At 63.9% G+C, this 25,742-nt stretch carries 24 protein-coding genes; 14 read left to right on the top strand and 10 right to left on the bottom strand.

Features of this window, described 5'->3' with window-relative positions; genetic code table 11:
• The first annotated feature begins 22 nt into the window (after positions 1-22).
• The 4 genes from FJ957_RS07815 to FJ957_RS07800 are packed head-to-tail and all read left to right on the top strand — an operon-like array spanning position 23 to position 3,964.
• A complete protein-coding gene (locus tag FJ957_RS07815) occupies positions 23-1,039 on the top strand; it encodes an ABC transporter permease (protein WP_140830224.1) in 1,017 nt (338 codons plus the stop codon).
• Complete coding sequence (locus FJ957_RS07810; protein ID WP_140830222.1) at positions 1,039-2,010, top strand: ABC transporter permease; 972 nt, start codon at positions 1,039-1,041, stop codon at positions 2,008-2,010. The genes FJ957_RS07815 and FJ957_RS07810 overlap by 1 nt, the downstream gene beginning before the upstream one ends.
• On the top strand, positions 2,007-2,966 hold the full coding sequence (locus FJ957_RS07805; RefSeq protein WP_140830220.1) for an ABC transporter ATP-binding protein: 960 nt from the start codon (positions 2,007-2,009) through the stop codon (positions 2,964-2,966). The genes FJ957_RS07810 and FJ957_RS07805 overlap by 4 nt, the downstream gene beginning before the upstream one ends.
• An 8-nt stretch (positions 2,967-2,974) precedes the next feature.
• Positions 2,975-3,964 carry a dipeptide ABC transporter ATP-binding protein gene (locus tag FJ957_RS07800; RefSeq protein WP_140830218.1) on the top strand — a complete coding sequence of 330 codons (990 nt, stop codon included), beginning with the start codon at positions 2,975-2,977 and terminating at the stop codon, positions 3,962-3,964.
• 48 nt (positions 3,965-4,012) lie between these two features.
• On the opposite strand, the gene FJ957_RS07795 is transcribed toward FJ957_RS07800, so the two are convergent.
• From FJ957_RS07795 to FJ957_RS07780, 4 genes are all read right to left on the bottom strand, one after another.
• Positions 4,013-4,567: a hypothetical protein gene (locus tag FJ957_RS07795; protein WP_181180523.1), complete on the bottom strand. Its 555-nt coding sequence runs from the start codon at positions 4,565-4,567 to the stop codon at positions 4,013-4,015.
• A 99-nt stretch (positions 4,568-4,666) separates the two neighbouring features.
• On the bottom strand, positions 4,667-5,749 hold the full coding sequence (locus FJ957_RS07790) for a TIGR01620 family protein (RefSeq protein WP_140830214.1): 1,083 nt from the start codon (positions 5,747-5,749) through the stop codon (positions 4,667-4,669).
• Positions 5,746-7,218: a YcjX family protein gene (locus FJ957_RS07785; RefSeq protein ID WP_140830212.1), complete on the bottom strand. Its 1,473-nt coding sequence runs from the start codon at positions 7,216-7,218 to the stop codon at positions 5,746-5,748. Before FJ957_RS07785 ends, FJ957_RS07790 begins: the two co-directional genes overlap by 4 nt.
• Positions 7,219-7,281: 63 nt before the next feature.
• Positions 7,282-7,785 carry a histidine phosphatase family protein gene (locus FJ957_RS07780; protein WP_140830210.1) on the bottom strand — a complete coding sequence of 168 codons (504 nt, stop codon included), beginning with the start codon at positions 7,783-7,785 and terminating at the stop codon, positions 7,282-7,284.
• 249 nt (positions 7,786-8,034) lie between these two features.
• Between FJ957_RS07780 and dksA the strand changes: the two genes are divergently transcribed.
• Positions 8,035-8,451 (top strand): RNA polymerase-binding protein DksA, encoded by a 417-nt coding sequence (gene dksA / locus FJ957_RS07775; protein ID WP_140830208.1) that lies wholly within the window; start codon positions 8,035-8,037, stop codon positions 8,449-8,451.
• A gap of 118 nt (positions 8,452-8,569) precedes the next feature.
• Here dksA and FJ957_RS07770 read toward each other — a convergent pair whose 3' ends face one another.
• Positions 8,570-9,283 carry a flagellar biosynthetic protein FliO gene (locus tag FJ957_RS07770; protein WP_140830206.1) on the bottom strand — a complete coding sequence of 238 codons (714 nt, stop codon included), beginning with the start codon at positions 9,281-9,283 and terminating at the stop codon, positions 8,570-8,572.
• Between the two features lie 211 nt (positions 9,284-9,494).
• Between FJ957_RS07770 and FJ957_RS07765 the strand changes: the two genes are divergently transcribed.
• The gene (locus FJ957_RS07765) at positions 9,495-12,077 is read left to right on the top strand and encodes an ATP-binding protein (RefSeq protein WP_140830204.1); all 2,583 of its coding nucleotides are present in this window, start codon (positions 9,495-9,497) and stop codon (positions 12,075-12,077) included.
• 185 nt (positions 12,078-12,262) lie between these two features.
• Positions 12,263-12,970 (top strand): purine-nucleoside phosphorylase, encoded by a 708-nt coding sequence (locus FJ957_RS07760; RefSeq protein WP_140830202.1) that lies wholly within the window; start codon positions 12,263-12,265, stop codon positions 12,968-12,970.
• Between the two features lies 1 nt (position 12,971).
• On the opposite strand, the gene FJ957_RS07755 is transcribed toward FJ957_RS07760, so the two are convergent.
• The 4 genes from FJ957_RS07755 to FJ957_RS07740 form a co-directional block, all read right to left on the bottom strand.
• Positions 12,972-14,189 (bottom strand): cytochrome c, encoded by a 1,218-nt coding sequence (locus tag FJ957_RS07755; protein ID WP_140830200.1) that lies wholly within the window; start codon positions 14,187-14,189, stop codon positions 12,972-12,974.
• Positions 14,186-15,952: a GMC family oxidoreductase gene (locus FJ957_RS07750; RefSeq protein WP_140830198.1), complete on the bottom strand. Its 1,767-nt coding sequence runs from the start codon at positions 15,950-15,952 to the stop codon at positions 14,186-14,188. The genes FJ957_RS07755 and FJ957_RS07750 overlap by 4 nt, the downstream gene beginning before the upstream one ends.
• A 3-nt stretch (positions 15,953-15,955) precedes the next feature.
• Positions 15,956-16,708 carry a gluconate 2-dehydrogenase subunit 3 family protein gene (locus tag FJ957_RS07745; protein ID WP_181180522.1) on the bottom strand — a complete coding sequence of 251 codons (753 nt, stop codon included), beginning with the start codon at positions 16,706-16,708 and terminating at the stop codon, positions 15,956-15,958.
• 265 nt (positions 16,709-16,973) lie between these two features.
• Positions 16,974-17,279, bottom strand: coding sequence for a ribbon-helix-helix domain-containing protein (locus tag FJ957_RS07740; RefSeq protein WP_140652977.1), 306 nt, complete (start codon positions 17,277-17,279; stop codon positions 16,974-16,976).
• Positions 17,280-17,620: 341 nt separating this feature from the next.
• Here FJ957_RS07740 and FJ957_RS07735 point away from each other — a divergent pair, with 341 nt between their 5' ends.
• The 3 genes from FJ957_RS07735 to FJ957_RS07725 all read left to right on the top strand — a co-directional run bounded on the left by FJ957_RS07735 (position 17,621) and on the right by FJ957_RS07725 (position 19,938).
• Positions 17,621-18,016: a VOC family protein gene (locus FJ957_RS07735; protein WP_140830197.1), complete on the top strand. Its 396-nt coding sequence runs from the start codon at positions 17,621-17,623 to the stop codon at positions 18,014-18,016.
• Between the two features lie 77 nt (positions 18,017-18,093).
• Positions 18,094-18,642, top strand: coding sequence for a gluconate 2-dehydrogenase subunit 3 family protein (locus FJ957_RS07730; protein WP_140830195.1), 549 nt, complete (start codon positions 18,094-18,096; stop codon positions 18,640-18,642).
• Positions 18,643-18,690: 48 nt separating this feature from the next.
• Positions 18,691-19,938 (top strand): GMC family oxidoreductase, encoded by a 1,248-nt coding sequence (locus tag FJ957_RS07725; RefSeq protein WP_140830193.1) that lies wholly within the window; start codon positions 18,691-18,693, stop codon positions 19,936-19,938.
• 49 nt (positions 19,939-19,987) lie between these two features.
• Here the strand turns inward: FJ957_RS07725 and FJ957_RS07720 are convergent, their stop codons facing one another.
• Positions 19,988-20,380, bottom strand: coding sequence for a hypothetical protein (locus FJ957_RS07720; protein WP_140830191.1), 393 nt, complete (start codon positions 20,378-20,380; stop codon positions 19,988-19,990).
• A 306-nt stretch (positions 20,381-20,686) separates the two neighbouring features.
• Between FJ957_RS07720 and urtA the strand changes: the two genes are divergently transcribed.
• The 4 genes from urtA (at position 20,687) to urtD (ending at position 25,702) form a co-directional block, all read left to right on the top strand.
• Positions 20,687-21,997: an urea ABC transporter substrate-binding protein gene (urtA, locus tag FJ957_RS07715; protein WP_140830189.1), complete on the top strand. Its 1,311-nt coding sequence runs from the start codon at positions 20,687-20,689 to the stop codon at positions 21,995-21,997.
• Between the two features lie 114 nt (positions 21,998-22,111).
• Positions 22,112-23,728 carry an urea ABC transporter permease subunit UrtB gene (gene urtB, locus FJ957_RS07710; RefSeq protein WP_140830187.1) on the top strand — a complete coding sequence of 539 codons (1,617 nt, stop codon included), beginning with the start codon at positions 22,112-22,114 and terminating at the stop codon, positions 23,726-23,728.
• Positions 23,725-24,948: an urea ABC transporter permease subunit UrtC gene (urtC, locus tag FJ957_RS07705; protein ID WP_140830186.1), complete on the top strand. Its 1,224-nt coding sequence runs from the start codon at positions 23,725-23,727 to the stop codon at positions 24,946-24,948. The genes urtB and urtC overlap by 4 nt, the downstream gene beginning before the upstream one ends.
• 7 nt (positions 24,949-24,955) lie before the next feature.
• Positions 24,956-25,702, top strand: coding sequence for an urea ABC transporter ATP-binding protein UrtD (gene urtD / locus FJ957_RS07700; RefSeq protein WP_140830184.1), 747 nt, complete (start codon positions 24,956-24,958; stop codon positions 25,700-25,702).
• The last annotated feature ends 40 nt before the right edge of the window (positions 25,703-25,742 follow it).

The raw sequence follows: 25,742 nt of genomic DNA, 5'->3' as shown, positions 1-25,742 counted from the left end.
CGAACCGCGGAAGGCACATATCGTGTCCAGCCAAGTCGCCGCCATGCCGCGCAAGACGCGAGGGCCCTGGGCCGTCGCGTTCGCGAAGCTGGCAACGGACAGGGCCGCCATGGCGTCCCTGGCCGTGTTCCTCATCATCGTCCTCGCCTGTTTCAGCGCGCCGCTTTACGCAAAATGGGCGAGCACGGATCCGTTCGCCTCGACGCTCGACGCCGTCATCCAGATCGACGGCGCCGACGTTCCGGTGATGGAACAGTCGACCGAGGGACTGGGGCTTGGCTACACGCCGATCGGCCCGACCTGGCGGCTTGGCAATTATTTCCTCGGCGCCGACAGCCAGGGGCGGGACGTCATGGCAAGGTTGCTCTATGGCGGCTTGAACTCGCTTTTGATCTCGGGCGCGGCCACCCTCTTCACGCTGATCGTCGGCACGATGGCGGGACTGATCGCGGGTTATTTCGGCGGTATCACCGACACGGTGCTGTCGCGCCTGCTCGACGTGCTCTGGGCGTTCCCGATCTATCTGCTGGCGATCTCGCTTTCTATCGTCACCATCGCGCAAGGCATCGCGATCGGGCCGATCGAGATCCAATCGGGCAGCCTATGGCTGCCGGTCATCATCATAGGCATTGTCTATATACCCTATGTCGCGCGTCCGATACGCGGGCAGGTCCTGGCGCTGCGCCACAGCGAGTTCGTGTTCGCAGCGATCAATCTCGGCGTGCCGGGCTGGCGCATCCTGTGGCGCGATATCCTGCCCAATATCACCACCACCCTCATCGTCTTCGTGCCGCTGATGATGGTGCTGAACATGCTGACGGAATCGGCGCTTTCGTTCCTGTCGATCGGCGTGCAGCCGCCGGCCGCGAGCTGGGGCACCATCATCCAGGACGGGCAGGCGCTGCTCTATACGAGGCCGCTGGTCGCGCTGGTGCCTGGCCTGGCGATCGCCGTTTCCGTCATGGCGCTCAACGTCTTCGGCGACGGCCTGCGCGATGCACTCGACCCGCGCTCCAAGGTCCGGCTGGGGCGCGACTGATGTTTTATGCCATCCTGCGCCGTTTCGGTCAGATGCTGTTCGTGATGTTCGGCATCTCCGTCGTCGTCTTCCTGATCTTCTTCGCCACGCCCGGCGCCGATCCCGCCGCACGCATCGCGGGCCGCAACGCTTCGCCGGAAGTGCTGGCGGCGGTGCGCCACAGCTTCGGCTTCGACCAGCCGCTCTACGTGCAATATACGCGCATGATGGAGAAGATCTTCGTCACCGGCGACCTGACCTCATTCGTCAACCGCGGCTGGAAGGTTGTGCCGGCCGTCATGGATTCGATCCCCGTCACGCTTTCGCTGGTGTTCGGCGCCGCGGTCCTGTGGGTGGTCGTCTCCATCATCATCGGCATCGTCGCCGCGGCCACCCGCGACAGCTGGCTTGACAAGCTGCTGATGGCTTTGGGACTGCTCGGCATTTCCATGCCGGTCTACTGGCTGGGCGAGGTGATGAACCTGATGACCCAGAGCCGCTATCACGACAGCTGGGCGTTCTCCTGGGTGCCGCCGCTCGGCTACAAGAACTTTTCCGACGATCCCAAGGGCTGGTTCCTGACGCTGGTCATCCCATGGATCACGCTGGCCATCCTCTATATCGGCATTTACGGGCGCGTGCTGCGCGCGGCCATTATCGAATCCATGCAGGAGGATTATATCCGCACCGCCCGCGCCAAGGGCCTGTCGGAGACCCGCATCCTGTTTCGCCATGCGCTGCGCACCTCGCTCATCGCCTTCGTCACCCTGTTTGGCCTCGACTTCGGCGCGCTGGTGGGCGGCTCGGCCTTGCTCACCGAAGTCGTGTTCGGCCTGCACGGCATCGGCAAGCTCACATATGACGCGCTGCAGAACCTCGATCTGCCGATGATCATGGCGACGGTCATGTACGCTTCGATGTTCGTGGTGATCGCCAACGCGGTCGTCGATTTCGTCTACATCCTCCTCGATCCGCGCCTGAGGGCATCATGATACTGTCGGTGCGCGATCTCAAAGTGTCCTTCCGCACGCATGACGGACCGGTACGGGCCATTGACGGCGTTTCCTTCGATCTCGAGGAAAGCGAGATCCTCGGCGTCGTCGGCGAATCCGGCTCGGGCAAGACGGTGTCGCTGCTTGCCGTGATGGGGCTTATCACCGACCCGAACGCCACCATCGAAGGTTCGATCCGCTACAAGGGCCGCGAACTCGTGGGCTTGCCGCCGCGCGAGCTTCGTCGTCTGCGCGGCAACGAGATCGCGATGATCTTCCAGGATCCGATGACGGCGCTGACGCCGGTCTACACGATCGGCTGGCAGATCGCCGAGCAGATCCGGGCGCATCGCGGTCTCAGCAAGTCCAAGGCGATGGAGCGCGTCGAGCAGCTGTTGGCGGAGGTGAATTTCCCCAACCCGCACGAGGCGATGTCGCGCTATCCGCACCAGCTTTCCGGCGGCATGCGGCAGCGCGCGGTGATCGCGATGGCCTTGTCCTGCGATCCGGCGCTGCTGGTGGCCGACGAGCCGACCACCGCGCTCGACGTCACCGTGCAGGCCGGCATTCTCGACCTCGTTCGCAAATTGCGGGCGAAGCACAAATCGGCAGTGGTCTTCATCACGCATGACATGGGTGTCGTCTCCGAGCTCGCCGACCGGGTCATGGTCATGTATGCCGGCCGCGTGGTGGAACGCGGCACCCGCACGGAGCTGTTTTCCGATCCGCGACACCCTTATACGCGTGCGCTGCTCGGCTCGATCCCGCCGCTGACCGGCCAGAAACCGCGCCGCCTGCCGGCCATCCCCGGTTCGCCGCCTTCCTTGCTGCGGCTGCCCCAAGGCTGCGCCTTCGGCCCGCGCTGCCCGGTCCGTTACGAACCTTGCGAGGCTGGCAAGCCAGGTCTCGGCGCGAGCGCGCATGCCGCGGCATGCTTTCGGGTGGCGCAGGCATGAGCGAGCCGATGACAGACACAGATCGCCCGATCCTCGAGACGCGTTCGCTGGCAAAACGCTTTTCGATCGGCACCCGGTTTTCCGCCGAGGGCAGGCGGACGGTCCATGCCGTGGACAACGTCTCGCTGACCGTGTGGCGGGGCGAAACAGTGGGCCTTGTCGGGGAATCCGGATGCGGCAAGTCCACGCTGGCGCGCTGCCTGGTCCGGCTCTACGACATCACCGACGGCAAGCTTCTGTTCGAAGGTGACGACATCACCTCGAAGTCGCTATCCGATCTGAGGCCGCTGCGGCGGCGCTTGCAAATGGTCTTTCAGGATCCCTCGGCCTCGCTCAATCCGCGCCGGCGCGTCGGCGATCTCGTCGCCGAGCCGCTGCGCATTCATGGCAAGGTTTCGGCCAAAGAGATCACCGCGCGGGTGGCGGAGCTGTTCGAACTGGTCGGACTGTTGCCGGACCATATGGTGCGCTATCCGCACGAATTCTCCGGTGGCCAGCGCCAGCGCGTCGGCATCGCGCGGGCGATCGCGTTGAATCCCGACCTTGTCGTGCTGGACGAGCCGGTCTCCGCGCTCGACGTGTCGGTACAGGCCCAGATCGTCAACCTGCTCGCCGATCTGCAGGAGAAGCTGAAGCTCACCTATATCTTCATCGCCCACGATCTCTCCGTGGTGCGCCAGGTCTCGACACGCATCGCGGTTATGTATCTCGGCTCGATCGTCGAGGAAGGCCCGGCGGAAGAGGTCTTTGCGACGCCGGCTCATCCCTACAGCCAGGCGCTGATCTCGGCGGTTCCCATTGTCGAGACGACGCCTGCGGGCGCGCGCAAGCGCATCATCCTCACCGGCGACGTGCCAAGCCCGCTGAAGCCTCCATCCGGGTGCCGCTTCCATCCGCGATGCCCGATCGCGGCGGAACGGTGCCGTTCTGAGCGGCCGGAACTGAAGGAATATCGTCCAGGCCGCAAAGTGGCCTGCCACTTCCCGACTTTAACGTGAACCGTCTTCTTGCGGGTGGCGGACGCGGGCGGCCGGAACCGCGCCGGATCAGTTCTTGGCGATGGCGCCGACTTCGACCGGATCGATCCGCTTCAGGCTCATGCCGATCACCGGCACCAGCTGATTGTTGACGCGCACGGCCACCGTCACGGTCATCGAATTGCCGTCGGGGACGCGCGCCTGCATGACGCCGTTCAACTGTTTGCGGTTGATGGTGAAGACGACTTTCTGGGCGTCGACGACATTGCCGCCGACAATGTCCATGCCGCTTTCGGTCGAGCCGCCCATGAAGGTGCCCCTGTAACCATCGCGCCCTTTGCGTTCGACGCTGGCCGACATCTTTTGCGTGAACACGCCGACCCTGCAGCCGCCGTCAAGCGTCATGCCGAGCTTGCTGGCGGGCGTCGAGCCGTTGAAATCGCAGGTGAATTTGGTGCCTTTGTACTTGCCGGCGATGATCTCGCCAGGGCCGACCCATCTGCCTTCGACGGAGCGGAAAAACTGCTTGTCCGGCTCTGCGCCAACGGCCTTTTCGACCAGTCCGAGCGGCGCGGCAATCGCAATGGTGGCAGGCAGAACGCAGGACAGGATTACGCTTCTCATCGACGACACCCGGCACGAAAGAGTCTATTCTTGGGACCGGACTGACCATGCAGAAGATTGGTTAATGCTTCGTCACCCGTGGCGGGTCACGCGTTTACCCTATCGGTCGTCTTGGCTGTTCTTTCGCGCCGCGAACGACGTCAGCGCCGAGAGGAAATCGCCTAGGCCGGGGCGTTTGACGGCGATGAACGGCAAGGGGCGGGCGGTTTCCATCGCGGCGATGCCGATGCGCGCCGTCATCATGCCGTTGACCACGCCTTCGCCGAGCTTTGCCGAGAGTTTTGCGGCCAGGCCATGGCCGACGATCTGCTGCACGAAACTGTCGCCCACCGCGATCGAGCCGGTCACCGCCAGATGCGCGAGCACGCCGCGCGCCCGCCGGAAGAAGCCGAGCGTGCCTGGGCGGCCGCCGTAGAGTTCGGAGAGCCGCCGGATCAGGCGTCCGGCCTCGAACACGACATAGGCGATGTCGACCAGAGCGCGCGGGCTGACCGCCGTGATCAGGGACACGCGCTTCGCGGCCTCGAGGATCATGATTTTCGCGCGGGCATCGAGAGGCGACAGGATCTCGGTCTCGGCAAGCCGCACCAGATTGGCGCCGTCGATGATCTCGCCGCGCAGTTCGGCGAGCGAGCGGCGCCCAGCGGCGGTCTCGGGTTTTGCCGCGACGAAGGCCGAGAGTTCGTCGACCAAGGCACGCGCCGCCTTGGGATCGTCGCGCGCCACGGCATCCAGGGCCCGCTTCTGCATCTTTTCGACTTCGGCCAGGCGGGCGATGGCGAGGAATTCGCGGATCAGGATGACGAGCAGCGAGAGCAGCGCAATCGCCGCCATGCCGGCCGCCAGCCAGCCAAGCCATTCGGCCCGCGCGAACAGGTCGCGGATCAGCTGGTCGGCCCAAAGACCGACCGCCAGCGAGAGGAGCACGCTCAGAGCACCGAGGAACAGCCGGGCAAGCAGCGAGCGCTTTCTCGGCGCCGTCGCCGGCGGCGGAACCGCGGCCTCGATGTCCGGTTCGTCGAAGACGTCGACCTCCGAGGGGATCACGACCGCCACATCAGCCCGCGCGGCACGTGGCCTGCGCGCCGGCTGCTCCTCGGCGACGCGGTTTCGCTGTGGTTGCGGCGGCGCCTCGGTCTCGGGCTCGATGCGGAAGGCCGCCGGTTTGCGGGGCGCGGTCATGCCAGATGATCTCCGATCAGGAACTGCAGCGCGCGGTCGAGCCGGATATGCGGCAAGGACAGCGTGACGCCTTCGGCGGTGCGTTCGAGTTTCGGCGGGCGGAAACGCACGAAGCGGATCGCGGGTTCGGTGCTGTCGGGCGGCGATCCGGAATTGTCGAACACCGCGTCGACTTTTTCCGGCAAATCGCCCGGGAATATGGCGGTTTCGGTCTTTCCGTCGAATGTCTCGCCGTTGATCTTCTCGCCCTTCAGCGGGGTGCCGATGATGACGGGCAGCGTCTCGCGGCCCTGCTTCACCGTGCCTTCGCGGGTTGAGCGAACCGCGGCCATGGCGACGACGTCGACGGCGGCGCCGCTGAAATTCGCGCGCGCCACGGCGCGGTCGGTCAGCCGGCGAACGATCGCCTGCAGCCGGTCATGGCTTTCGTGGTGCAGATGGTCCGCCTTGGTCGCGGCGACCAGGATGCGGTCGATACGGCGCGAGAAGAAGTCGGTGAGGAAATTACCCCGTCCGGGCCGGAAGCAGGACAGGATCTCGGTGACGGCGCGCTCCAGATCGGCCATGGCGGCCGGTCCGGCATTCAACGCCTGCATGGCGTCGATCAGCACGATCTGCCGGTCGAGGCGGGCGATGTGCTCGCGAAAGAACGGTTTGACGACATGCGTCTTATAGGCCTCGTAGCGGCGTTCCATTATGGCCTGCAGCGATCCGGAGCGCGGCCGGCCTTGCGACAGCGTCATCAGCGGCGCGAAGGTCAGCGCCGGCGAGCCTTCGAGATCGCCCGGCATCAGGAAACGGCCGGGCGGCAGCGTCGACAGCGCGCGTTCGTCGAGCTTGCAGGCCTTGAGATAGGCGGCGAAGCTTTCGGCCAATCGCCGCGCCGTCATCTCGTCGGCGTCGGCATCGGGATCGATGGCGGAGGCCAGTTCGCGCCATGCCTGCGACAGGTCCGAGCGGAGGGGCAGGGCGGCCAGTTCGACCGCCTCGCGCGAAAAGTCGGCAAAGGATTTGCCAAGCAGCGGCAGGTCGAGCAGCCATTCGCCGGGATAGTCGACGATGTCGATGGATAGTTTTCCGGCTGAAAACAACCGGTTCCAGCCCGAAGCCGACTCATATTCGATGGTGAGCCGCAGTTCTGAGATGGCGCGCGTGGAGTCCGGCCAGACACGGTCGTTCACCAATGCCGCGACATGATCCTCATACTGGAAACGCGGAACGGCATCGTCCGGCTGCTCCTCGAGGAAGGCACGGGCGATGCGGCCGGATTTCTGCGCTTCCAAGAGCGGCAGGCGTCCGCCATGGATGAGATTGTGGACGAGGGCCGAAATGAACACGGTCTTGCCGGCGCGGGAAAGGCCGGTGACGCCAAGACGCAATGACGGAGAGAAGAGCCCGGCGGCGCGGCCCGACAACGTGTCGAGCGCAATCCTCGCCTCGTCGGTGAAATTGGTCAGCGATGATGCCAAATCGGGCCTCTGGTTGGGCGTCAGCGCCCGATATAGGCCCTGGACCGCGCGTTTGAAATGGCCTCAGAGGTCGGCGGGCGTGAGAAAGGCTTCGAGATAGCCGTTGCCCTGCGCCGCTTGGGCAAGGTTGCCGGGAAAGCGCACCACGGCAAGGCCGGAGGTCGGAAAACCGTGATTCATCATCCCGCGCGCCGCCTGCTCGCCATCTCCGGACACCGCCATCGCCAGGTCTTCGGTCATGGGATTGTGACCGATCACCAGCACCGAGTTGGCTGCGCCATTCTTGCGGATGATGTCGAGATAGCCGGCTGCATCCTCGCTGTAGAGCGTGTCGAAAAACAGGACCCGTCCGGTGTCGGTGCGCTCCGCCAGGCCTTCCAGCGTCTGCCTTGCCCGCCTGGCGTTGGAGCAAAGGGTGACGTCCGGCACGTAGGCGCGGGCCCGCATGGCCTCTCCGATCGCTTCGGCATCGGCCATGCCCGATTCGTCGAGCGGGCGGTCGAAATCGCGCACTCCGGGCAGCGCCCAGCCGGCCTTGGCATGCCGCAACAGATAAAGTCTGCTCAACCGGACCCCCCGTGACGCCGCCTTGCTGGCAAAGCGCGATTAGTCACCAGAACGATGTCATGCACAATGGCCGGCGCCAGCAACTGCAACGAATCATGTGCGAATTCGTTTTGTGTGGTTGAAACAAAGTCATCGCGCGGGCCGCCGATGCGAGACTAACAATTGCGTGAAACTGTCGCCGATAGCGCTTGTGCAGGCTCTTGTCCCCGAATATATAGGCGCCAAATTTGGGGTTGTTGGGTGAGTCGAATGAACGATATCGTTACCGCCAATTACGTACCCTCCGAAGACGAGCCGTTCATGAACGAACGGCAAAAATCGTACTTCCGTCAAAAGCTTATCACCTGGAAGAGCGACATTCTCCGCGAAGCACGCGAAACCCTCGAAATCCTGCAGCAGGAAAACGCCAACCACCCCGACCTAGCCGATCGCGCCTCCTCCGAAACCGACCGCGCCATCGAATTGCGCGCCCGCGATCGCCAACGCAAGCTCATCTCGAAAATCGACTCCGCGCTCCAGCGCATCGACGAAGGCACCTACGGCTATTGCGAGGAGACCGGGGAGCCGATCGCGCTGAAGCGGCTCGACGCACGTCCGATCGCGACACTGTCGATCGAGGCGCAGGAGCGCCACGAGCGTCGCGAGAAAGTTTATCGCGACGACTGACGCAATCCAGCAGGCAAGAACATCGAAAATGGCCGGGATTTCCGGCCATTTTGTTTTTCAGCGCTCCATTTGTCTTTGCCGACAAGGGCGCGAAGAGCTCGCTTGCGCGGGTGGCCGGTCAGCGCTTGTGGCTGCCCAACTCGCCAAGGAGCTTGGTCATCTCGTCATCGAGCGAGGGCTTGGCCGCGGGCTTGGCGATTGCCGGCTGGGAATGCTGGTCGTCGAGAGAGGTCTCGAGTTCGTGCATCAGCGTGTCGTCGATGGAGTCGCTTGAGGGCGGCGGCGCATATTTGGTGCCGCCGTTCGTCGTCCCGTAGCCCGGCAGCGGCGTGACCTTGGCCGTCGGCTGGCTCGGCGCCGCCGGCTTGGTGGGGGCGGGCGCCGGCACGCGCGGACGTGTGGCGGCAGCTGGCTGGGCGGCAGGCGGCGCCGGCGGCTTGGCGGGGGCGGGCGCCGGTTGCGGGGCGCGCGGGCGCTGGGCGGTGGCTGCTGCCTGCTGTTGTCCGCCGTCGCCCGTCAATGCCGGGCGACGCGGCGCCGCCAGCCTGATATCGCGCTCGACCACGACATCGGTCGGCCCGCCGATCAGGATCAGGTGCTCGATGTCGTCGCGGCGCACCAGGACAAGCCGGCGATGGCTGTCGACGGCGGTGGCATCCATCACGGCAAGCCGCGTCTTGCGATTCCTGCCGCCGGCGACGAAGGTGCCGAAGGTCAGGTTGCGGACCACCTTGATGGCGAGCAGGACGACAACCAGCAGGATGAGGGCCGCTACCGTCCACAGGATTGCGGCGACATAACCCGGGCCCGCCACATTATCCAGCCACTGCATCGGTGCACCCCAATCGCCATCTTTGAAGTGAGGGGACACTAGACCGTTGGGACCAGCGACCGCAAGTTCACATCACCCATCGTGAACAGTTTGAAACATGAATCGTTGATTTTATCGGACATTTGCCGCCGGGGCCTTTTCCGTTACAGGAGAATGTGATTCAACCGGCCGTCCGCGCCCGTCGGACACCGGAATCACGAGCAGGGGGAACATGGCCAAGGAAGCGCGCGGCGATTTCTATCCGGTACCGATCGTCGACCAGAACACGCGTCCGGGCGCCGTCACTAGGCTCATCGTCTTCATCGTCGTCTTGACCGGCGCCGCGATCGTCTTCGGACTGTTCCGCGAGCGTCTCGGCGATCCTTTCCTGCTCGGCATGCTCGGCGTGCTCGCCATGATCGGCGTCGGCTTCCTGTTCGCGACGGCGATCGGCTTCGTGCAGATCGCGCCCCGTTCGACTGGCGACGAATTGTCGAAAGCCTTCGTCGACTCGATGTCGCAGGGCCTTGTGGTCACCGACACCAAGGGCCGCGTCGTCTACGCCAACCGCGCCTATGCCGATATGACGGGTGCTGCCTCGGCCGCCGATCTCAAGACCGTCGAAGGACTGCTTTCGGATGTTCCCGAGGCCTCGATGACGATCTACCGGCTGGCGTCGGGCCTGCGCGACGGCCAGGCCGGCGACGGCGAGTTCCGGCTGGCACAGTCGATCAAGCCGGGTGCCGAGCCCGGCGCGCGCTGGTACCGCGCCCGCGCCCGTGCCTTCAGCATGCCCGGGCAAAGGCTGCCGATGCTGGCCTGGCAACTCGCCGACATCTCGCAGGAACGGGCGGAGCAGGAGCGTTTCTTCCTCGACCTGCAGAAAGCCATCGACCATCTCGACCATGCGCCGGCCGGGTTCTTCTCGGCCGACCAGGAGGGCCGCGTCACCTATATCAATGCCACGCTCGCCGAGTGGCTGGGCATCGACCTTGCCTCCTTCACGCCGGGCGCCATCACGCTGCCGGAAATCATCGCCGGCGACGGCATGGCGCTGGTCCGCTCGGTCAAAGCCGACCCAGGCACCACCCGCAACGCCGTCATCGACCTCGACCTCACCACCATGAGCGGCCAGGCGCTGCCCGTGCGCTTCATGCACCGCGTTTCGGCGAGCCGCGAAGGCTTGAACGGCCCGACCCGCACGATCGTCCTCAACCGCACCCAGGGCGAGGACGCTTCCGCGCAACTCAGAGCCTCCGAGGTTCGCTTCACCCGTTTCTTCAACTCGACGCCAATGGCCATTGCCGGCGTCGATGCGAGCGGGCGCATCCTGCGCACCAACGCGCCCTTCCTGCAGCTGTTTTCGTCCGTGGTCGACCGCGACGCCGTCGACCGGCGGGTGCGGTTCGAGACCATCGTTCACGAGCGCGACCGGCCGGCTTTCGCCGCAGCCTTCGAGAAGGCCCGGCAGCGGCAGGCCAATATCGAGCCGATCGACTCCGTGCTGCCCGGCAACGAGGAGCGCCACATCCGCTTCTACGTCAACGCCGTCGCCGACAGCGCGGGCAGCGAAGGCGCCGAGGAAGCGGCGATCGTCTACGCAGTCGAGACCACCGAGCAGAAAGCGCTTGAGGGCCAGATGGCGCAGAGCCAGAAGATGCAGGCGGTCGGCCAGCTCGCCGGCGGCATCGCGCACGACTTCAACAACGTGCTGACCGCCATCATCATGGCGTCCGATCTTCTCTTGACCAACCACCGGCCGTCGGACCCGTCCTTCCCCGACATCATGAACATCAAGCAGAACGCCAACCGGGCGGCCTCGCTCGTGCGGCAATTGCTGGCCTTCTCGCGCAAGCAGACGCTGCGGCCGGAAGTGCTCAACCTGACCGATGTCCTGGCGGATCTCAGGATGCTGCTCGCCCGGCTGGTCGGCAACGACATCAAGCTGAAGATCGACCACGGCCGCGACCTGTGGCCGGTCAAGGTCGATATCGGCCAGTTCGAGCAGGTGGTGGTCAATCTCGCCGTCAATGCGCGCGACGCCATGCCGAGCGGCGGCGATATCACCGTGCGCACCCGAAACGTCACCTCCGACGAGTGCAAGTCCTTCGCCTATCGCGAGCTGGCGCCGGCCGACTATGTGCTCGTCGACGTCGAGGACACCGGTAGCGGCATCGCGCCCGACGTGCTGAAGAAGATCTTCGAGCCGTTCTTCACGACCAAGGAAGTGGGCAAGGGCACCGGCCTCGGCCTGTCGATGGTCTACGGCATCATCAAGCAGACCGGCGGCTTCATCTTCTGCGATTCCGAGGTCGGCAAGGGCACGGTGTTCCGTATCTTCCTGCCGCGCCACATCGCCGAGGTGAAGAAGCAGGCAGAGCCCGGCGAGGCGCCGGCCGCGGCGACGGCTCCGACCAAGCCGGCCGATACGGCCAAGGATCTTTCCGGCTCGGCCACCGTGCTTCTGGTCGAGGACGAGGACGCCGTGCGCATGGGCGGCGTCAGGGCGCTGATCTCGCGCGGGTACACCGTCCACGAGGCGTCGTCCGGTGTCGAGGCGCTGGAAGTGTTCGAGGCGCTCGGCGGCAAGGTCGACATCGTCGTCTCCGACGTGGTGATGCCGGAGATGGACGGGCCGACATTGCTCGGCGAGCTGCGCAAACGCCAACCGGACATCAAGTTCGTGTTCGTTTCGGGCTATGCCGAGGACGCCTTTGCCAAGAACCTGCCGGCCGACGCGCATTTCGGCTTCTTGCCGAAGCCGTTCTCGCTCAAGCAATTGGCGACGATCGTCAAGGATGTGCTGGAATCCTAGAGCGTCTCAGCGTTTCACGAAAACGCTGAACCGCTCACGCAATTCCGGGCGGAAAACTACGGCGAAGCCGCGAGCCCAACCGCTCACACTTTTCCTAGAATTGCTCCAAGTAAGCCAGCGCTTGCGCATTGCTATGACCCTGTCATGATGGCGACCGGATGGGTCTATCATGGGGGTGGTAGCGCGTGACGCCGCATATCGAGGCGGGCCGGGGGGCCTATGCCGAAACGGTGCTCTTGCCGGGCGATCCCGAGCGCGCCCGATGGATGGCGGAAACCTTTCTCGAGGCGCCGCGCTGCGTCAACCGCCGAAGAGGCGCGCTGGGCTTCACCGGCCGGTTCCGCGGCAAGCCGGTCAGCATCCAGGCGACCGGCATCGGTGTTTCATCCTTCCTGATCTACGCCCACGAACTGCTCGACTATCATGGCGTGAAGACGCTGATCCGCACCGGCACATCAGGCGGCTTGTCGGAAGATGTGCCCCTGCGCGGCGTCGTCATCTCCAGCGAAGTGCGGGCGGAGGGCGCAATCAGCGGACAGGTGTTCGGGCTTTACCAGCCGGCGGGCCCGGACCATGCGCTGCATGCGCTGGCGCTGCGGCGCGCGGCCGATCTCGGCATCGCCTGCAGCGCGGGTCTCACGATCTGCAGCGACGTGTTTCATCATCCCGCCGGCCGTGCCCGGTTCGACGAGCCGATCGCGCTGGGAGCGTTGGCCGTCGATATGGAAACCAGTGCGCTCTATCGGATTGCGGCGCAGTTCGGCGCGCGAGCGCTGTCACTGCTCACCGTCGTCGATCATATCGCCACCGGCGAGTTGACCGATTATTCGGAGCGCCAGGCTTTGTTCACCGACATGACCCGGCTGGCGCTCGAAGTCGCCGCAGCCGACTAGATTATTGCGTCAATTCCTTCCGCACGGCAGCGACATCGCCAGACGAAACCATCGGAGCGGCGTTGCCCCAGCTGTTGCGCACATAGGTGAGGACGTCGGCGACTTCCTGGTCGCTCAACCGCCAGGCCAGGGATGGCATCGCCGGGGTCGTGCGCGCATGCTCCGTACGCACGGCCTGGCTTCCCGCCAGGACCAGCCGGGCCAGTGTCTCCGTATTGCCCTGGGCGACGATCGAGTTGTTGCTGAGCGCCGGGAAGAGGGCGCCGGCACCAGCGCCGTCACCGCCGTGGCACGCTGAGCAATTGTCGCGGTAGATGGCTTCGCCGGTCACCATCCTTGCCTGTTCAGGTTTCGCCGATTGTACATTGCCGGTATCCGAACCAAGGCTCTTCAGATAGACGGCGACGGCTTTCAGATCCGCGTCGGTCATCTTCGAGGTCGAGTTCTCGACCGCTTCGGCCATCGGACCCGATGCGATCGAATGCGCGTTGACGCCGGTCTTGAGGTACTGAATCAGGTCGTCCTCGGACCATTTCCCCAGACCAGACTGCGCATTGTTGGTGATGTCCGGTGCGAACCAGCCCTGAAGCGACGCGCCCTGCAGGAAGACGCTGTCCTTGTCGGCGCCGAGGAAGGATTTCGGCGTGTGGCAGGTGCCGCAATGTCCAGCGCCTTGAACGATATAGGCGCCCCGGTTCCATTCCGCCGGTTTGGATGGATTCGGCGTGAAAGGCGTTTCGCTGAAATTGAGCAGGTTCCAGCCCCACATTGACAGCCGGACGTTGAGCGGGAACGGCAGCTGGTTGGCTTCCACCTTGTTCGAAACCGGCTCGACCGTCGTCATATAGGCCCACAGATCGGAAATGTCCCGATCGGTCATCCTGGTGTAGGCCGGGTAGGGCATCGCCGGATAAAGCCGCACGCCGTTATGGCCGACGCCGGTTTTCATCATGTTGCGGAAATCGGCTTCCCTCCAGTTGCCGATGCCGGTCTCCCTGTCGGGCGTGATGTTTGGCGGCACCAGCGCGCCGAACGGTGTTTCGAGCGGCAGCCCCCCGGCCAGCGGCTTGCCGCTGGGCTTCGTGTGACAGCCGGCGCAGTCACCGAGCACGGCCTGGTATTGACCGCGAATGATCTGGTCAGCCTGGTCGGCGGCGATGGCGGGGCCAACGGCCAAGCTGGCAAAACCCGCGGCAAGAGTGAGAGCGAGCGTCTTCATGCCTGCACCAATGGCGCGCCGGGATCGCGCAGATAGTGGTTGCGGATGGCGTCGGCGGCGCGGAAGGCCGGCGCGCCGACCGTTCCGGTCGGGTTCTTGCCGGCGTTCTGCGGGAAGGCCGAGGCGCCGATGACGAAGACGTTCGGGACGTCCCAGCTCTGCAGGAAGACATTGACGGCGCTGCGCTTGGGATCCGTCCCCATGATCGCGCCGCCGGTGTTGTGCGTGCTCTGGTACGGCACGCTGTCCCAGCCTTTCTTGCGCCGGCCGACGGCGTATTGCTTGCCGCCGAGCTTCTTGGCGATCTCCTCCATCCGGTCGCAGAGATAGTTCGACATCCGGATGTCGTTGTCGGGGAAGTCGAAGGTCATGCGCATCAGCGGGCGGCCGAAGCGATCCTTGTAGGTCGGATCGAGGTCGAGATAGTTGGCGCGCGTCGCGTAGCTGCTTCCCTGCGAAGAGAAGGAAAGCGTGCTCTTGTAGCCTTGGACCGTGGCCTTCTTCCAGGCGCTGCCCCATTTCGGCGTGCCGGGAAGCGTCGGTCGCGTGCCGATCGGACGCCCGTTGGTGGGGATGCAGTTGATGCCGGCGCCGCCGACGAAATCGAGCCCGCCATGATCGAAGGCATCGCCATTAAAATCGTCGATCGTCTGGCCGAGCGCGCCGGCGGCGATGAACGGATTGAAGTTCTTGTCGTCGAAGAACACCTGCACGCCGGCGTTGGTCTGGTAGCAGTAGTTGCGCCCGACCGTTCCCTCGCCGGTGTTGGGGTCATAGATCCCGCCAATGCCCGACAGCATCATCAGCCGGACATTGTGCAGGCCGTAGGCGCAAAGCAGCACCAAGTCGGCGGGCTGGAAATATGCCTCGCCGGAAGAGTCGACATAGGTGACTCCCCGCGCGGACTTGCCGCTGGCGGCGAGGTCGACATGCAGCACCTCGCTGTCCGTGCGGACCTCGAAATTGGCCTTCTTCATCAGCACCGGCAGCACCGTCGTCTGGGCGCTCGACTTGGAATAGTTGGCGCAGCCGAAGCGTTCGCAGAAGCCGCAGTACGTGCATTGGCCGAGCGTGACGCCGAGCGGATTGGTGTAAGCGCGCGACATGTTCGCCGACGGCGTCGGGAACGGATGCAGCCCCATCGACCGGCCGGTCTCGGCAAAGAGCGTCGGCGCGTAGGTCATTTGCATCGGCGGGTTCGGGTAGTCGCGCGCCCGCGGATCCTCGAACGGGTTGCCACCTTCCTGAAGCTGCCCCTTGATGTTGCCGGCCTTGCCCGAGATGCCGGCCAGATATTCGAACTGGTCGTAATAGGGCTCCATTTCGGCGCCGGTGACGCCCCAGTCCTCGACCTGGAGATCGGCGATCCGCGCCGCGCCGTATCTGTTCGTCAGATTGGTCCTGGTCTTGAAGTCGGAATCCCAAAACCGCCAAGTGTGGCCGTTCCAGTGGACGCCGGCGCCGCCGACGCCATTGCCCGGCAGAAAGGAACCGAAATCGCGCATCGGCAGCGCCGTCTGCGAGCGGTCGTTGCGCATCGTCATGGTTTCAACGACCGGCTGCAGGAAGAGATCGCGACGAATCGAGTAGCGCAGCTCGTCCTGCGCATAGCCGATGTTGAAGTCGGTCGCGGTATCGCGCCAAGGGCCGCGCTCGATGGCGAGCACGTCGAGGCCCTGGTCGGTCAGTTCATTGGCAAGAATGGCCCCGGTCCAGCCGAGACCGACGATGACGACATCCTTGCGCGGCAAAATCCTGGTCATGGCTCAAGCTCCCTTGCCCAGCCATTCCGGGCGGCCGGTGATCGACACCGGCGGCAGCGGATAGGGCTGATTGTGCTTGGCGACATGATCGCGGTAGTCGTAGCGGGCGCCCGGGAAGCCGAGCATGCGCCACGACGCCATGTCCTTGTTGCCGCCATAGACCGGGTCGGCGAAGAAGCCCTCCATCGTGTTCTGCAGCAAAAGCCCGAAGAATCCGGCGGCCTTGACACTGTTGGGCAGATCGACCTTGCCCGCTTCCATCTCGGTGAGGAAAGCGTCCTGTTCCTCCGGCTTGAGCTCGACGAATGTCCTGCCGTCGCGCTGTTTCAGGAAGGCATCCATGGCCGCCAGTCCGGCGCGGTAGCGCTGTGCCGGGTTGGCTTCGCCCTGGTAGCCCCGTGTCGGCAATGCCGGCTTGAACGGCCCCTGCGTGTAGAGCCGGCTCGATGTCCCGAATGCGCCCACCAGTTGCCGGTCGATGTAGACGGCGCAGCCGGCCTCCTTGCCGCCGATGCTGAGGTCGTCGTGGGGGACCAGCCTGTCGACAATGGCCTCGACCAGAGCCGCTTCCTGCGGCGTGAAGAACTGCCACGCGCCGGGGATGACCCGCGCCGGCGGATCCGAAGCCATCGGCTCCCAGGGCAGGGAGCCCGAGATCGTTCGCGCGAAGCTCACGGCTGGAGCTGTGATCGTCAGCATGGCGACAGAGGAGAGGAAAAGACGCCGGTTCATCCTGATAGGATAGCGATGGCTCATATTAGGTGCCTCGAAAATAAAGCTGCCTGCCTCGGGAAATCACGCCCAAGTTAAAGATGACGGAAACTGTAAAGTTCAAGCCGCATAGCTCGATTTGTTGCCAGCCTGCGGAAAGATAGACTGTCCGTCAAGCGCATCGTCAATCGTTGGTTAGGCCTGCCGCCGTTGTCCGTTGTGCCTGTATTTTAGATGGATGCAATAACCTGTCGATGGGCGGATCGCTCCGCCGCCTGGCCTGTCCAGGGGAATTCACCCGTGCCGCTGGTCAGGCGGCTTCCTGCTTCAACGCAGCCTGCTCCTCGGCGTTGGGGCGATGGCCCCGCAGATAGAGCGCGCAGGTGGTGCGCAGCATCGAAGCGAAGTTCGGAATCTGGCCGTTGATCTCGATCGCCTCGTCATAGAGCTTCGAGATGAATTTCGGCGTCGTCAGTCCCTGGCTGTCGGCGATCTCGTCAAGAAGACCCCAAAATGTCGCCTCGAGCTGGATGCTGGTCGAATGGCCGTCGATGCGGATCGACCTGTTGATCTGCCGGTAGCCTTCCGGATCCTGTCCGGCAAAGACTCTGCACATCGGTACCTCCCGTTCTTGTTTGTCTTGGGCGCCGATTGAGTTGCCGGCGCCTTTTTGAACACTGCCTGCGTTTGTCATTTTCGATCCAATGGCCGGCAACGGCAATCGGACTTTCGTCCTTAAAGCGCGCCGCTTGAAACCGTTTCGGCGCGCCGAGCTTCAAGCCTTTGTTTGCTGCATGCCGGTCCCCAAAACCGCGGCAGGCTTTTGGGCGGCATGCAGCTAAAACTGGAGCGACACTAGCCGTTTTCCAATTCCGTGCGTGGTAATCGGCTGCCACCACCTTTTTTTGCCGGCGCGCATAATCGTTTCCGTAAGCACCTGAAGCTGCGGAGACCGATTTGGCGAAGGCGATCCATTCCATGATCCGGGTTCTCGACGAGGCGCGGTCCGTCGATTTCTACAACAAGGCCTTCGGCCTCGAGGTCGCGCAGCGGCTCGATTTCGAGACCTTCACGCTCATCTATCTCAGCAATGGCGACTCGCTATTCGAGGTGGAGCTGACGGTGAACAAGGGGCGCACCGAACCCTATGCGCTCGGCGACGGCTACGGCCATCTCGCTGTCTCGGTCGCCGATCTCGACAGCGAGCACGACCGGGTCGGCGCGCTCGGCCTCAATCCGAGGAAGATCGTCGAGTTCAACCGCGACGGAGCGCTGATCGCCCGCTTCTTCTTCATCGAGGATCCCGACGGTTACAAGATCGAGGTCCTGCAGCGGGGAGGGCGCTTCCAATAGGGGATATTCGCCGCGGAGGGGCGCGGCGCCAGCAACGGCACTCTCTCGGGGTGCGAACAGCAAGCAGGGAGGAAATCATGGTCACAGTCTACGAGAAGAAACCTGGCTACGAGAAGAAAGCCGGGCTTTCGCGGCGCGAGCTTTTGAAGCGCGGCGGCGCTGGTGCGCTGCTCATCATCTCCGGCAGCGCCGTCATCAGCCCCGAACATGCCTGGGGTCTCGAAACCTCGGCGCTGAAGCCCGAGACGATGGCGACGCTGATCCAGGTGGCGCGCGACATCTATCCGCACGACCAGGTGCCCGACAAATACTACGCCATTGCCGTCAAGGGCCACGACGAGACGGCAGCCAAGGACCCGGCCCACAAGGAACTGATCGAGAAGGGCATCGCCGAGCTCGACAAGAAGGCCGGCAAGGGCGGCTATCGCGGGCTTGGCTGGGAAGAACAGCGGGTCGCGCTGCTCACCGGCATCGAGAAGACGCCGTTCTTCCAGGCGGTGCGCGGTGGCCTCGTCGTCAGCCTCTACAACCAGAAGGAGCTGTGGCCGATCTTCGGTTACGAGGGCGAGTCCTATTCCAAGGGCGGCTACATCGCGCGCGGCTTCAACGACATCGAGTGGCTGTAAGGCGCGATGTCCCGAACCGTTTTTCGATAGATTTCATGGGAGGAAACCATGGCAGCATCATTTGATCTCAAGAACGACGGCGTGGTCGTCATCATCGGTTCCGGCGCCGGCGGCGGCACGCTTGGCAATGAGCTGGCGCAAAAAGGCATCGATGTCGGTGTGACAGGCACCAACAACTGGCCGCGGCTGCCCGGCAACAACAACTTCAAGGTGCTCAAGGCCGGCGCCGACAAGCTCGGCTACAAGGAGTGCCATACCGGCAACATGGCCATCAATTCGGTGGAGCGCGACGACCGCAACTCCTGCCAGCAGACCGGCTTCTGCTTCCAGGGCTGCAAATGGGGCGCCAAATGGTCGACGCTCTACACCGAAATCCCGAAGGGCGAGGCGACCGGGCATCTGGAAGTCCGGCCGAACTCGATGGCGATCAAGATCAGCCATGACGCTTCAGGCAAGGTGACCGGCGTCGTCTATGCCGACAAGGACGGCAAGCTGCAGGAGCAGAAAGCCCGCATCGTCGCGGTCGCCGGCAATTCGATCGAGAGCCCGCGCCTGCTGCTCAATTCGGAATCGTCCAAATTCCCGCATGGGCTTGCCAACTCATCTGGGCAGGTGGGCAAGAACTACATGCGCCACACCACCGGCTCGGTCTATGCGATCTTCGACAAGCCGGTGCACATGTATCGCGGTACAACCATGGCCGGCATCATCCGCGACGAGGCGCGCCACGATCCCTCGCGCGGCTTCGTCGGCGGCTATGAGATGGAAACTTTGTCGCTTGGCCTGCCGTTCATGGCGGCCTTCCTCAACCCCGGCGGCTGGGGCCGCTCCTTCACCACCGCGCTCGACCATTACGACCACATGGCGGGCCTGTGGATCGTCGGCGAGGACATGCCGCGCGAGGAGAACCGTATCACGCTGCACAAGGATGAGAAGGACGAACACGGCATGCCGATCGCCGACGTCCATTTCGACGACCATCCGAACGACGAGGCAATGCGTGAGCATGCCTATAAGCAGGGCCAGGCGCTCTACGCCGCGGTCGGCGCAACGCGGACCTTCCCGACGCCGCCTTATCCGTCCACCCACAATCTCGGCACCAACCGGATGAGCGAGAAGCCGGAGGACGGCGTGGTCAACAAGCACGGCCAGTCGCACGATATCAAGAACCTGTTCGTTTCCGACGGCAGCCAGTTCACCAGCGGTGCCGCGGAGAACCCGACGCTGACCATCGTGACGCTGGCGATCCGCCAGGCCGACTACATCGCAGCCCAGATGTCGGCAAAGACTATCTGACCTCCCGACTGCCTGCTGGCGCGGGACCCGTGAGGGTTCCGCGCCTTTTTTATGCGGGCTGTCTCCTGGTGCAGGTCGAGGCCGTGAAGGCACCGTCCTGCTGCTTCATGATGATGTCGAAGGAGGGACCGCTTGGGTCGTCCAGCGTCGCCTGGGTCATGGAGATCGAATTGCCGCCGCTGGTGTAGCCGCCGAGCGGACCAAGCCAGGTGATCTCGCCATTGGGATTCATCTGGTAGTTATAGGTTCCCGAAGCGCCAAAGGTCACCGGGCCACTATAGACATTGCCCTTGATGGTGATGTCGCCGAGATTGAGAAACAGGCCGAGCAGGTAGACCTCGCAGTGATAGGCGCCGTCCGGCAACTTGCCGTCGGTGAAATCGGCGCGCGCGCCGCCGGCGGCGGAGACAAGAAGCAGGAAACTCAGGATCGTTCGGGCCATGACGTCGCTCGTTTGCGCGGCGACCTTGCCCCATTTTGCCATAGGCCCGCAACAGGGCTAATCAGCCCGACTTTGCCTTCATGGTGAAAGTTTAGGCATTTTTGACATTTGGGCAAAATCTAGGCAGCATTGCGTAAACTTTTCTCAACCCGCTGCATTGCAGTGGATGCGAAAAGTTTCCCGGCTACCGGATAACCGCCTGTAATCTCTTCGTTATCCTGAAATTCCGTCGAGCGCATTCCGTCTGGCACGTCGCTTGCACAGTGTATGTTGCGATGCAAACAATCACGCTTGGGAGTGTGTCATATGAGGGGTAACTTCGCGAAAATTACAAAAATCCTGTCGGCGGGCGTCGTCGCGGCCGGTCTGCTGGCATCGGCTTCCGCCAAGGCGGCTGAAGTCACGATCAAGGTCGGCATCCTCCATTCGCTGTCGGGGACCATGGCGATTTCGGAGACGACGCTGAAAGACGTCATGTTGATGCTTATCGACGAGCAGAACGCCAAGGGCGGCCTGCTCGGCAAGAAACTGGAAGCCGTGGTGGTCGATCCGGCGTCCAACTGGCCGCTCTTCGCCGAAAAGGCGCGCGAGCTGATTTCCAAGGACAAGGTCGCGGCCGTGTTCGGCTGCTGGACCTCGGTGTCGCGCAAATCGGTGCTGCCGGTGTTCTCGGAGCTCGACAACATCCTGTTCTATCCGGTCCAGTATGAGGGCGAGGAGAGCGAGCGCAATGTCTTCTACACGGGTGCGGCGCCGAACCAGCAGGCCATTCCGGCTGTCGACTACCTGATGAGCGCCGATGGCGGTTCGGTGAAGCGCTGGGTGCTCGAAGGCACCGACTACGTCTATCCGCGCACGACCAACAAAATCCTCGAAGCCTACCTGAAAGCGAAGGGCGTGCCGGACGAGGACATTATGGTCAACTACACGCCGTTCGGCTTCTCCGACTGGCAGACCGAGGTTTCGGCGATCAAGAAATTCGGTTCGGCCGGCAAGAAGACGGCCGTGGTCTCGACCGTCAATGGCGATGCCAACGTGCCGTTCTACAAGGAGCTCGGCAACCAGGGCATCAAGGCCGAGGACATTCCGGTCATGGCCTTCTCGGTCGGCGAGGAAGAACTGGCCGGTCTCGATACCGCGCCGCTCGTCGGCCATCTCGCCGCCTGGAACTATTTCGAAAGCGTCGATACGCCCGAGAACAAGAAGTTCATCGGCGACTGGCACAAGTTCATCAAGAACGACAAGCGCACCACCAACGACCCGATGGAAGCCCATTATATCGGCTTCAACATGTGGGTGAAGGCGGTCGAGAAGGCCGGCACCACCGATCCGGACAAGGTCATCGACGCCATGGTCGGCGTGTCGGTGCCGAACCTGACCGGCGGCTATTCGACGATGATGCCCAACCACCATATCACCAAGCCGGTGCTGATCGGCGAAATCCAGGCCGACGGCCAGTTCGAGACCGTCTCGCAGACGCCTGGCCTGGTGATGGGCGACGAATGGTCCGACTACCTGCCTGATTCCAAGGACCTGATCTCCGATTGGCGCGCGCCCTTGTCCTGCGGCAACTTCAATGTCGCCACCGGCAAGTGCGGCGGCAAGGGAACCAACTGATCCTCCCGGACCGGGTCGCGGAGTGGCCCCGCGACCCGAGACCGCAGCCCGGGCGGGCCAGTCTCTCCGGCCCGCCCGGGCAGAAACTTTCAACCATGCGAGACTGCTGAGGCGATGATCCTGTTGCGCTTACTTGGCCTGACGTTGCTGCTGGCGGTGGCAAGCCTGTTGCCGTCAAGCGCGGCCGAGACCGATCTTCGCGCCGTGATCGCCAAATTCGCGACTGCCACCAATTTCTCCGCCACCGAAGCGGTCGTGCACGAGCTTACCGCCAGCGGCGATCCCGCCGTCGAACGCGCGCTCTCGGCGCTTGCCGACGGCAATCTCTACATCCGCAAAACTGACTCCCAGATATTCGTCGGCAAAGAGACAGGCGACGCCGTCGAGTTGATCGATCCGTTAAGCGGCGAAAAGGCGACCGAAGCCGCCAAGGCCGACCTCACCAAGATCAAGGTCAACAATGGCTTGCGCCGGGTCATCCGCGATGCGCTGGGCACGCTGACGCTGCGCGCCAAGGACCCGGGCGTGCGCCTTGCCGCCGCTGCGACCATGTTCAAGACGCCCGATGCGGCAAACATCGAGCCGCTCGATGCGGCAATCGCCGCCGAGACGGTCCCTGGCGGCAAGGCTCTGTTCGAACAGGCCCGCGCCGCGTCGGTCCTGGTCTCCGACAAGCCGGAGGCCGACAGACTGGCGGCGATTCCGGTCATCGCGGCGCGCGGCGACCGCGACGCGGTTTCGCTGCTCACCTCGGTCGAGGCCAGTACGCAGGGCGCCGTCAAGGGGGCGGCAAGCGCGGCGATCGGCAGCATCAATTCGACATTGGCGATCTGGGATGCCGGCCAGAACATCTGGTACGGCATCTCGCTCGGGTCGGTGTTGCTGCTCGCCGCGATCGGTCTTGCCATCACCTTCGGCGTCATGGGCGTCATCAACATGGCGCATGGCGAGATGGTCATGCTCGGCGCATATACGACCTTCGTCGTCCAGCAGGTGATCCGCACCTCTTTTCCCGGCCTGTTCGACTGGTCGCTGGTCATCGCGCTGCCGCTCGCCTTCCTGGTCGCCGCACTTGTCGGGCTTGCCATCGAACGCGGCGTCATCCGTTTCCTTTACGGCCGCCCGCTGGAGACGCTGCTCGCCACCTGGGGTGTCTCGCTCATCCTGCAGCAGGCCGTGCGCACCATCTTCGGCCCGACCAACCAGGAGGTCGGCAATCCGTCCTGGATGTCGGGTTCGTTCGACGTCGGCCAATTGGCGATCACCTGGAACCGGCTGTGGATCCTGGTGTTCGCGCTCGCCGTGTTTGCCGTGCTGCTCTACGTCATGAAGCGCACGCCGTGGGGCCTGCAGATGCGCGCCGTCACCGCCAACCGCCGCATGGCCGCCTCCATGGGCATCCGCACGCCTTGGGTTGACGCGCTGACCTTTGCGCTGGGCTCCGGCATTGCCGGCATCGCTGGTGTCGCGCTCAGCCAGATCGATAACGTCTCGCCCAATCTCGGGCGCGGCTACATCATCGACAGTTTCATGGTCGTCGTCTTCGGTGGCGTCGGCAATCTCTGGGGCACGCTGGTCGGCGCCTTTTCGCTGGGCATCGTCAACAAATTCCTCGAACCCTATGCCGGCGCCGTGCTCGGCAAGATCGTCGTGCTGGTGCTGATCATCCTGTTCATCCAGAAGCGTCCGCGCGGCCTGTTCGCGCTGAAGGGCCGGGCGGTGGAAGCATGATCGCCCGGCGCTTCCTTTCGGCGGACCGCCGTATCGCCGTCACGATCCTCGCGCTGCTCGCAGCAGCCATCATCGTGCCGCTGCTCAACCTGGCGGTCTCGCCGCAAAGCGCCTTCTACATCCCGCCCTACATCGTGGCGCTGGTCGGCAAATATCTCTGCTACGCGCTGCTGGCGCTCGCGCTCGACCTGGTCTGGGGCTATTGCGGCATTCTTTCGCTCGGCCACGGCGCCTTCTTCGCGCTCGGCGGCTATGCGATGGGCATGTATCTGATGCGCCAGATCGGTTCGCGCGGCGTCTATGGCAATCCCATCCTGCCGGATTTCATGGTGTTCCTGAACTACAAGGAAATGCCCTGGTTTTGGCACGGCTTCGACCATTTCTGGTTCGCGGCGCTGATGGTGCTTGCGGTACCCGGCCTGCTTGCCTTCGTCTTCGGCTGGTTCGCCTTCCGCAGCCGCGTCACCGGCGTCTATCTCTCGATCATCACCCAGGCGATGACCTATGCGCTGCTGCTCGCCTTCTTCCGCAACGACATGGGCTTTGGCGGCAACAACGGCCTGACCGATTTCAAGGATATTCTGGGCTTCAACGTCCAGGCGGATACGACACGCTCGGCGCTGTTTGCGGCCAGTGCCGTCACGCTGGCGCTCGCTGTCTTCATCACCTCGGCGATCGTGCGCTCCAAATACGGCAAGCTGCTGATGGCGGTGCGCGACGCCGAAAGCCGCACCCGCTTCCTCGGCTGGCGGGCGGAGAACGTCAAGCTGTTCGCCTTCGTCGTTTCCGCTATCATGGCCGGCATCGCCGGCGCGCTTTACGTGCCGCAGGTCGGTATCATCAATCCGGGCGAATTCGAGCCGTCCAACTCCATCGAAGTGGTGATCTGGACCGCCGTTGGCGGCCGCGGCACCATTGTCGGTCCGATCATCGGCGCGCTGCTCGTCAATGCCGGAAAATCCTGGTTCACCGGCGTGCTGCCGGAATTCTGGCTGTTCGCGCTGGGCGGCCTGTTCGTCGCCGTCACCTTGCTGTTGCCCAAGGGCATCGTCGGCATGTGGGATAGCTGGCGCGGCAATGCCAGGGCGATGCGCGCGGCTTCGCTTGCCGAGGAGGCTGGAACCGACGGTGAGGTCACCGCACCGAAGATCGTGCGCTCGGCGGCGAGGACGCCTGGCGCATGGTCGGCCTCCAATCCCGAGCCGCAGCCGGCGGAGTGAGCGATCCATGGGCAAGTCCAACACCATCCTCTATCTCGACGGCGTCTCGATCTCCTTCGACGGTTTTCGCGCCATCAACAATCTGTCGCTGGTGCTCGACAGGGGCGAGATGCGGGCGATCATCGGGCCCAACGGCGCCGGCAAGACGACGATGATGGACATCGTCACCGGCAAGACGCGGCCGGACGAAGGCGAAGTGTTCTTCGATGGCCAGGTCGATCTCACCCGGCACGACGAGGCCGAGATCGCCATGATGGGCATCGGCCGCAAATTCCAGAAGCCGACCGTCTTCGAAAGCCACAGCGTCGAGGACAATCTGATGCTGGCGCTGAAGGGGCCGCGCTCGATCTTTCCGGCCCTGTTCCATCGCCGCTCGACAGCCGAGAGACGGCGCGTCGACGACATACTCGGCATCATCCGCCTCGGCGACAAGCGCGACGAGTTCGCCGCCAATCTGAGCCACGGCCAGAAGCAGTGGCTGGAGATCGGCATGCTGCTAGCGCAGGACCCGAAGCTTTTGCTCGTCGACGAGCCGGTCGCCGGGATGACCGACGCCGAGACCGAGGAGACCGCGCGCCTGCTCAAGGATATCGCCCGCGACCATTCGGTGGTGGTCGTCGAGCACGACATGCATTTCGTGCGCGAGCTGGGCGTCAAGGTCACCTGCCTGCACGAGGGCTCGGTGCTGTCGGAAGGCACGCTCGATTTCGTATCGGCCGATGAGCGCGTCGTCGAAGTCTATCTGGGGCGGTGAAGGATGATCTGGCGGGTTCCGTTCCACCGTTTCGATTTCG

It is taken from the genome of Mesorhizobium sp. B2-4-6 (genome assembly GCF_006442775.1).
Taxonomy (GTDB): Bacteria; Pseudomonadota; Alphaproteobacteria; order Rhizobiales; family Rhizobiaceae; genus Mesorhizobium.
This window is presented reverse-complemented; position numbering and strand designations above follow the sequence as displayed.

What these genes read in the sequence shown, in the direction of transcription:
- FJ957_RS07810 (WP_140830222.1), top strand. Translation starts at nt 1,039, where the DNA reads ATGTTTTATGCCATCCTGCGCCGTTTCGGTCAGATGCTGTTCGTGATG.
- FJ957_RS07805 (WP_140830220.1), top strand. Translation starts at nt 2,007, where the DNA reads ATGATACTGTCGGTGCGCGATCTCAAAGTGTCCTTCCGCACGCATGAC.
- FJ957_RS07800 (WP_140830218.1), top strand. Translation starts at nt 2,975, where the DNA reads ATGACAGACACAGATCGCCCGATCCTCGAGACGCGTTCGCTGGCAAAA.
- FJ957_RS07795 (WP_181180523.1), bottom strand. Translation starts at nt 4,567, where the DNA reads ATGAGAAGCGTAATCCTGTCCTGCGTTCTGCCTGCCACCATTGCGATT.
- FJ957_RS07790 (WP_140830214.1), bottom strand. Translation starts at nt 5,749, where the DNA reads ATGACCGCGCCCCGCAAACCGGCGGCCTTCCGCATCGAGCCCGAGACC.
- dksA (WP_140830208.1), top strand. Translation starts at nt 8,035, where the DNA reads ATGAACGATATCGTTACCGCCAATTACGTACCCTCCGAAGACGAGCCG.
- FJ957_RS07770 (WP_140830206.1), bottom strand. Translation starts at nt 9,283, where the DNA reads ATGCAGTGGCTGGATAATGTGGCGGGCCCGGGTTATGTCGCCGCAATC.
- FJ957_RS07765 (WP_140830204.1), top strand. Translation starts at nt 9,495, where the DNA reads ATGGCCAAGGAAGCGCGCGGCGATTTCTATCCGGTACCGATCGTCGAC.
- FJ957_RS07755 (WP_140830200.1), bottom strand. Translation starts at nt 14,189, where the DNA reads ATGAAGACGCTCGCTCTCACTCTTGCCGCGGGTTTTGCCAGCTTGGCC.
- FJ957_RS07750 (WP_140830198.1), bottom strand. Translation starts at nt 15,952, where the DNA reads ATGACCAGGATTTTGCCGCGCAAGGATGTCGTCATCGTCGGTCTCGGC.
- FJ957_RS07745 (WP_181180522.1), bottom strand. Translation starts at nt 16,708, where the DNA reads ATGAGCCATCGCTATCCTATCAGGATGAACCGGCGTCTTTTCCTCTCC.
- FJ957_RS07740 (WP_140652977.1), bottom strand. Translation starts at nt 17,279, where the DNA reads ATGTGCAGAGTCTTTGCCGGACAGGATCCGGAAGGCTACCGGCAGATC.
- FJ957_RS07730 (WP_140830195.1), top strand. Translation starts at nt 18,094, where the DNA reads ATGGTCACAGTCTACGAGAAGAAACCTGGCTACGAGAAGAAAGCCGGG.
- FJ957_RS07725 (WP_140830193.1), top strand. Translation starts at nt 18,691, where the DNA reads ATGGCAGCATCATTTGATCTCAAGAACGACGGCGTGGTCGTCATCATC.
- FJ957_RS07720 (WP_140830191.1), bottom strand. Translation starts at nt 20,380, where the DNA reads ATGGCCCGAACGATCCTGAGTTTCCTGCTTCTTGTCTCCGCCGCCGGC.
- urtA (WP_140830189.1), top strand. Translation starts at nt 20,687, where the DNA reads ATGAGGGGTAACTTCGCGAAAATTACAAAAATCCTGTCGGCGGGCGTC.
- urtB (WP_140830187.1), top strand. Translation starts at nt 22,112, where the DNA reads ATGATCCTGTTGCGCTTACTTGGCCTGACGTTGCTGCTGGCGGTGGCA.
- urtC (WP_140830186.1), top strand. Translation starts at nt 23,725, where the DNA reads ATGATCGCCCGGCGCTTCCTTTCGGCGGACCGCCGTATCGCCGTCACG.
- urtD (WP_140830184.1), top strand. Translation starts at nt 24,956, where the DNA reads ATGGGCAAGTCCAACACCATCCTCTATCTCGACGGCGTCTCGATCTCC.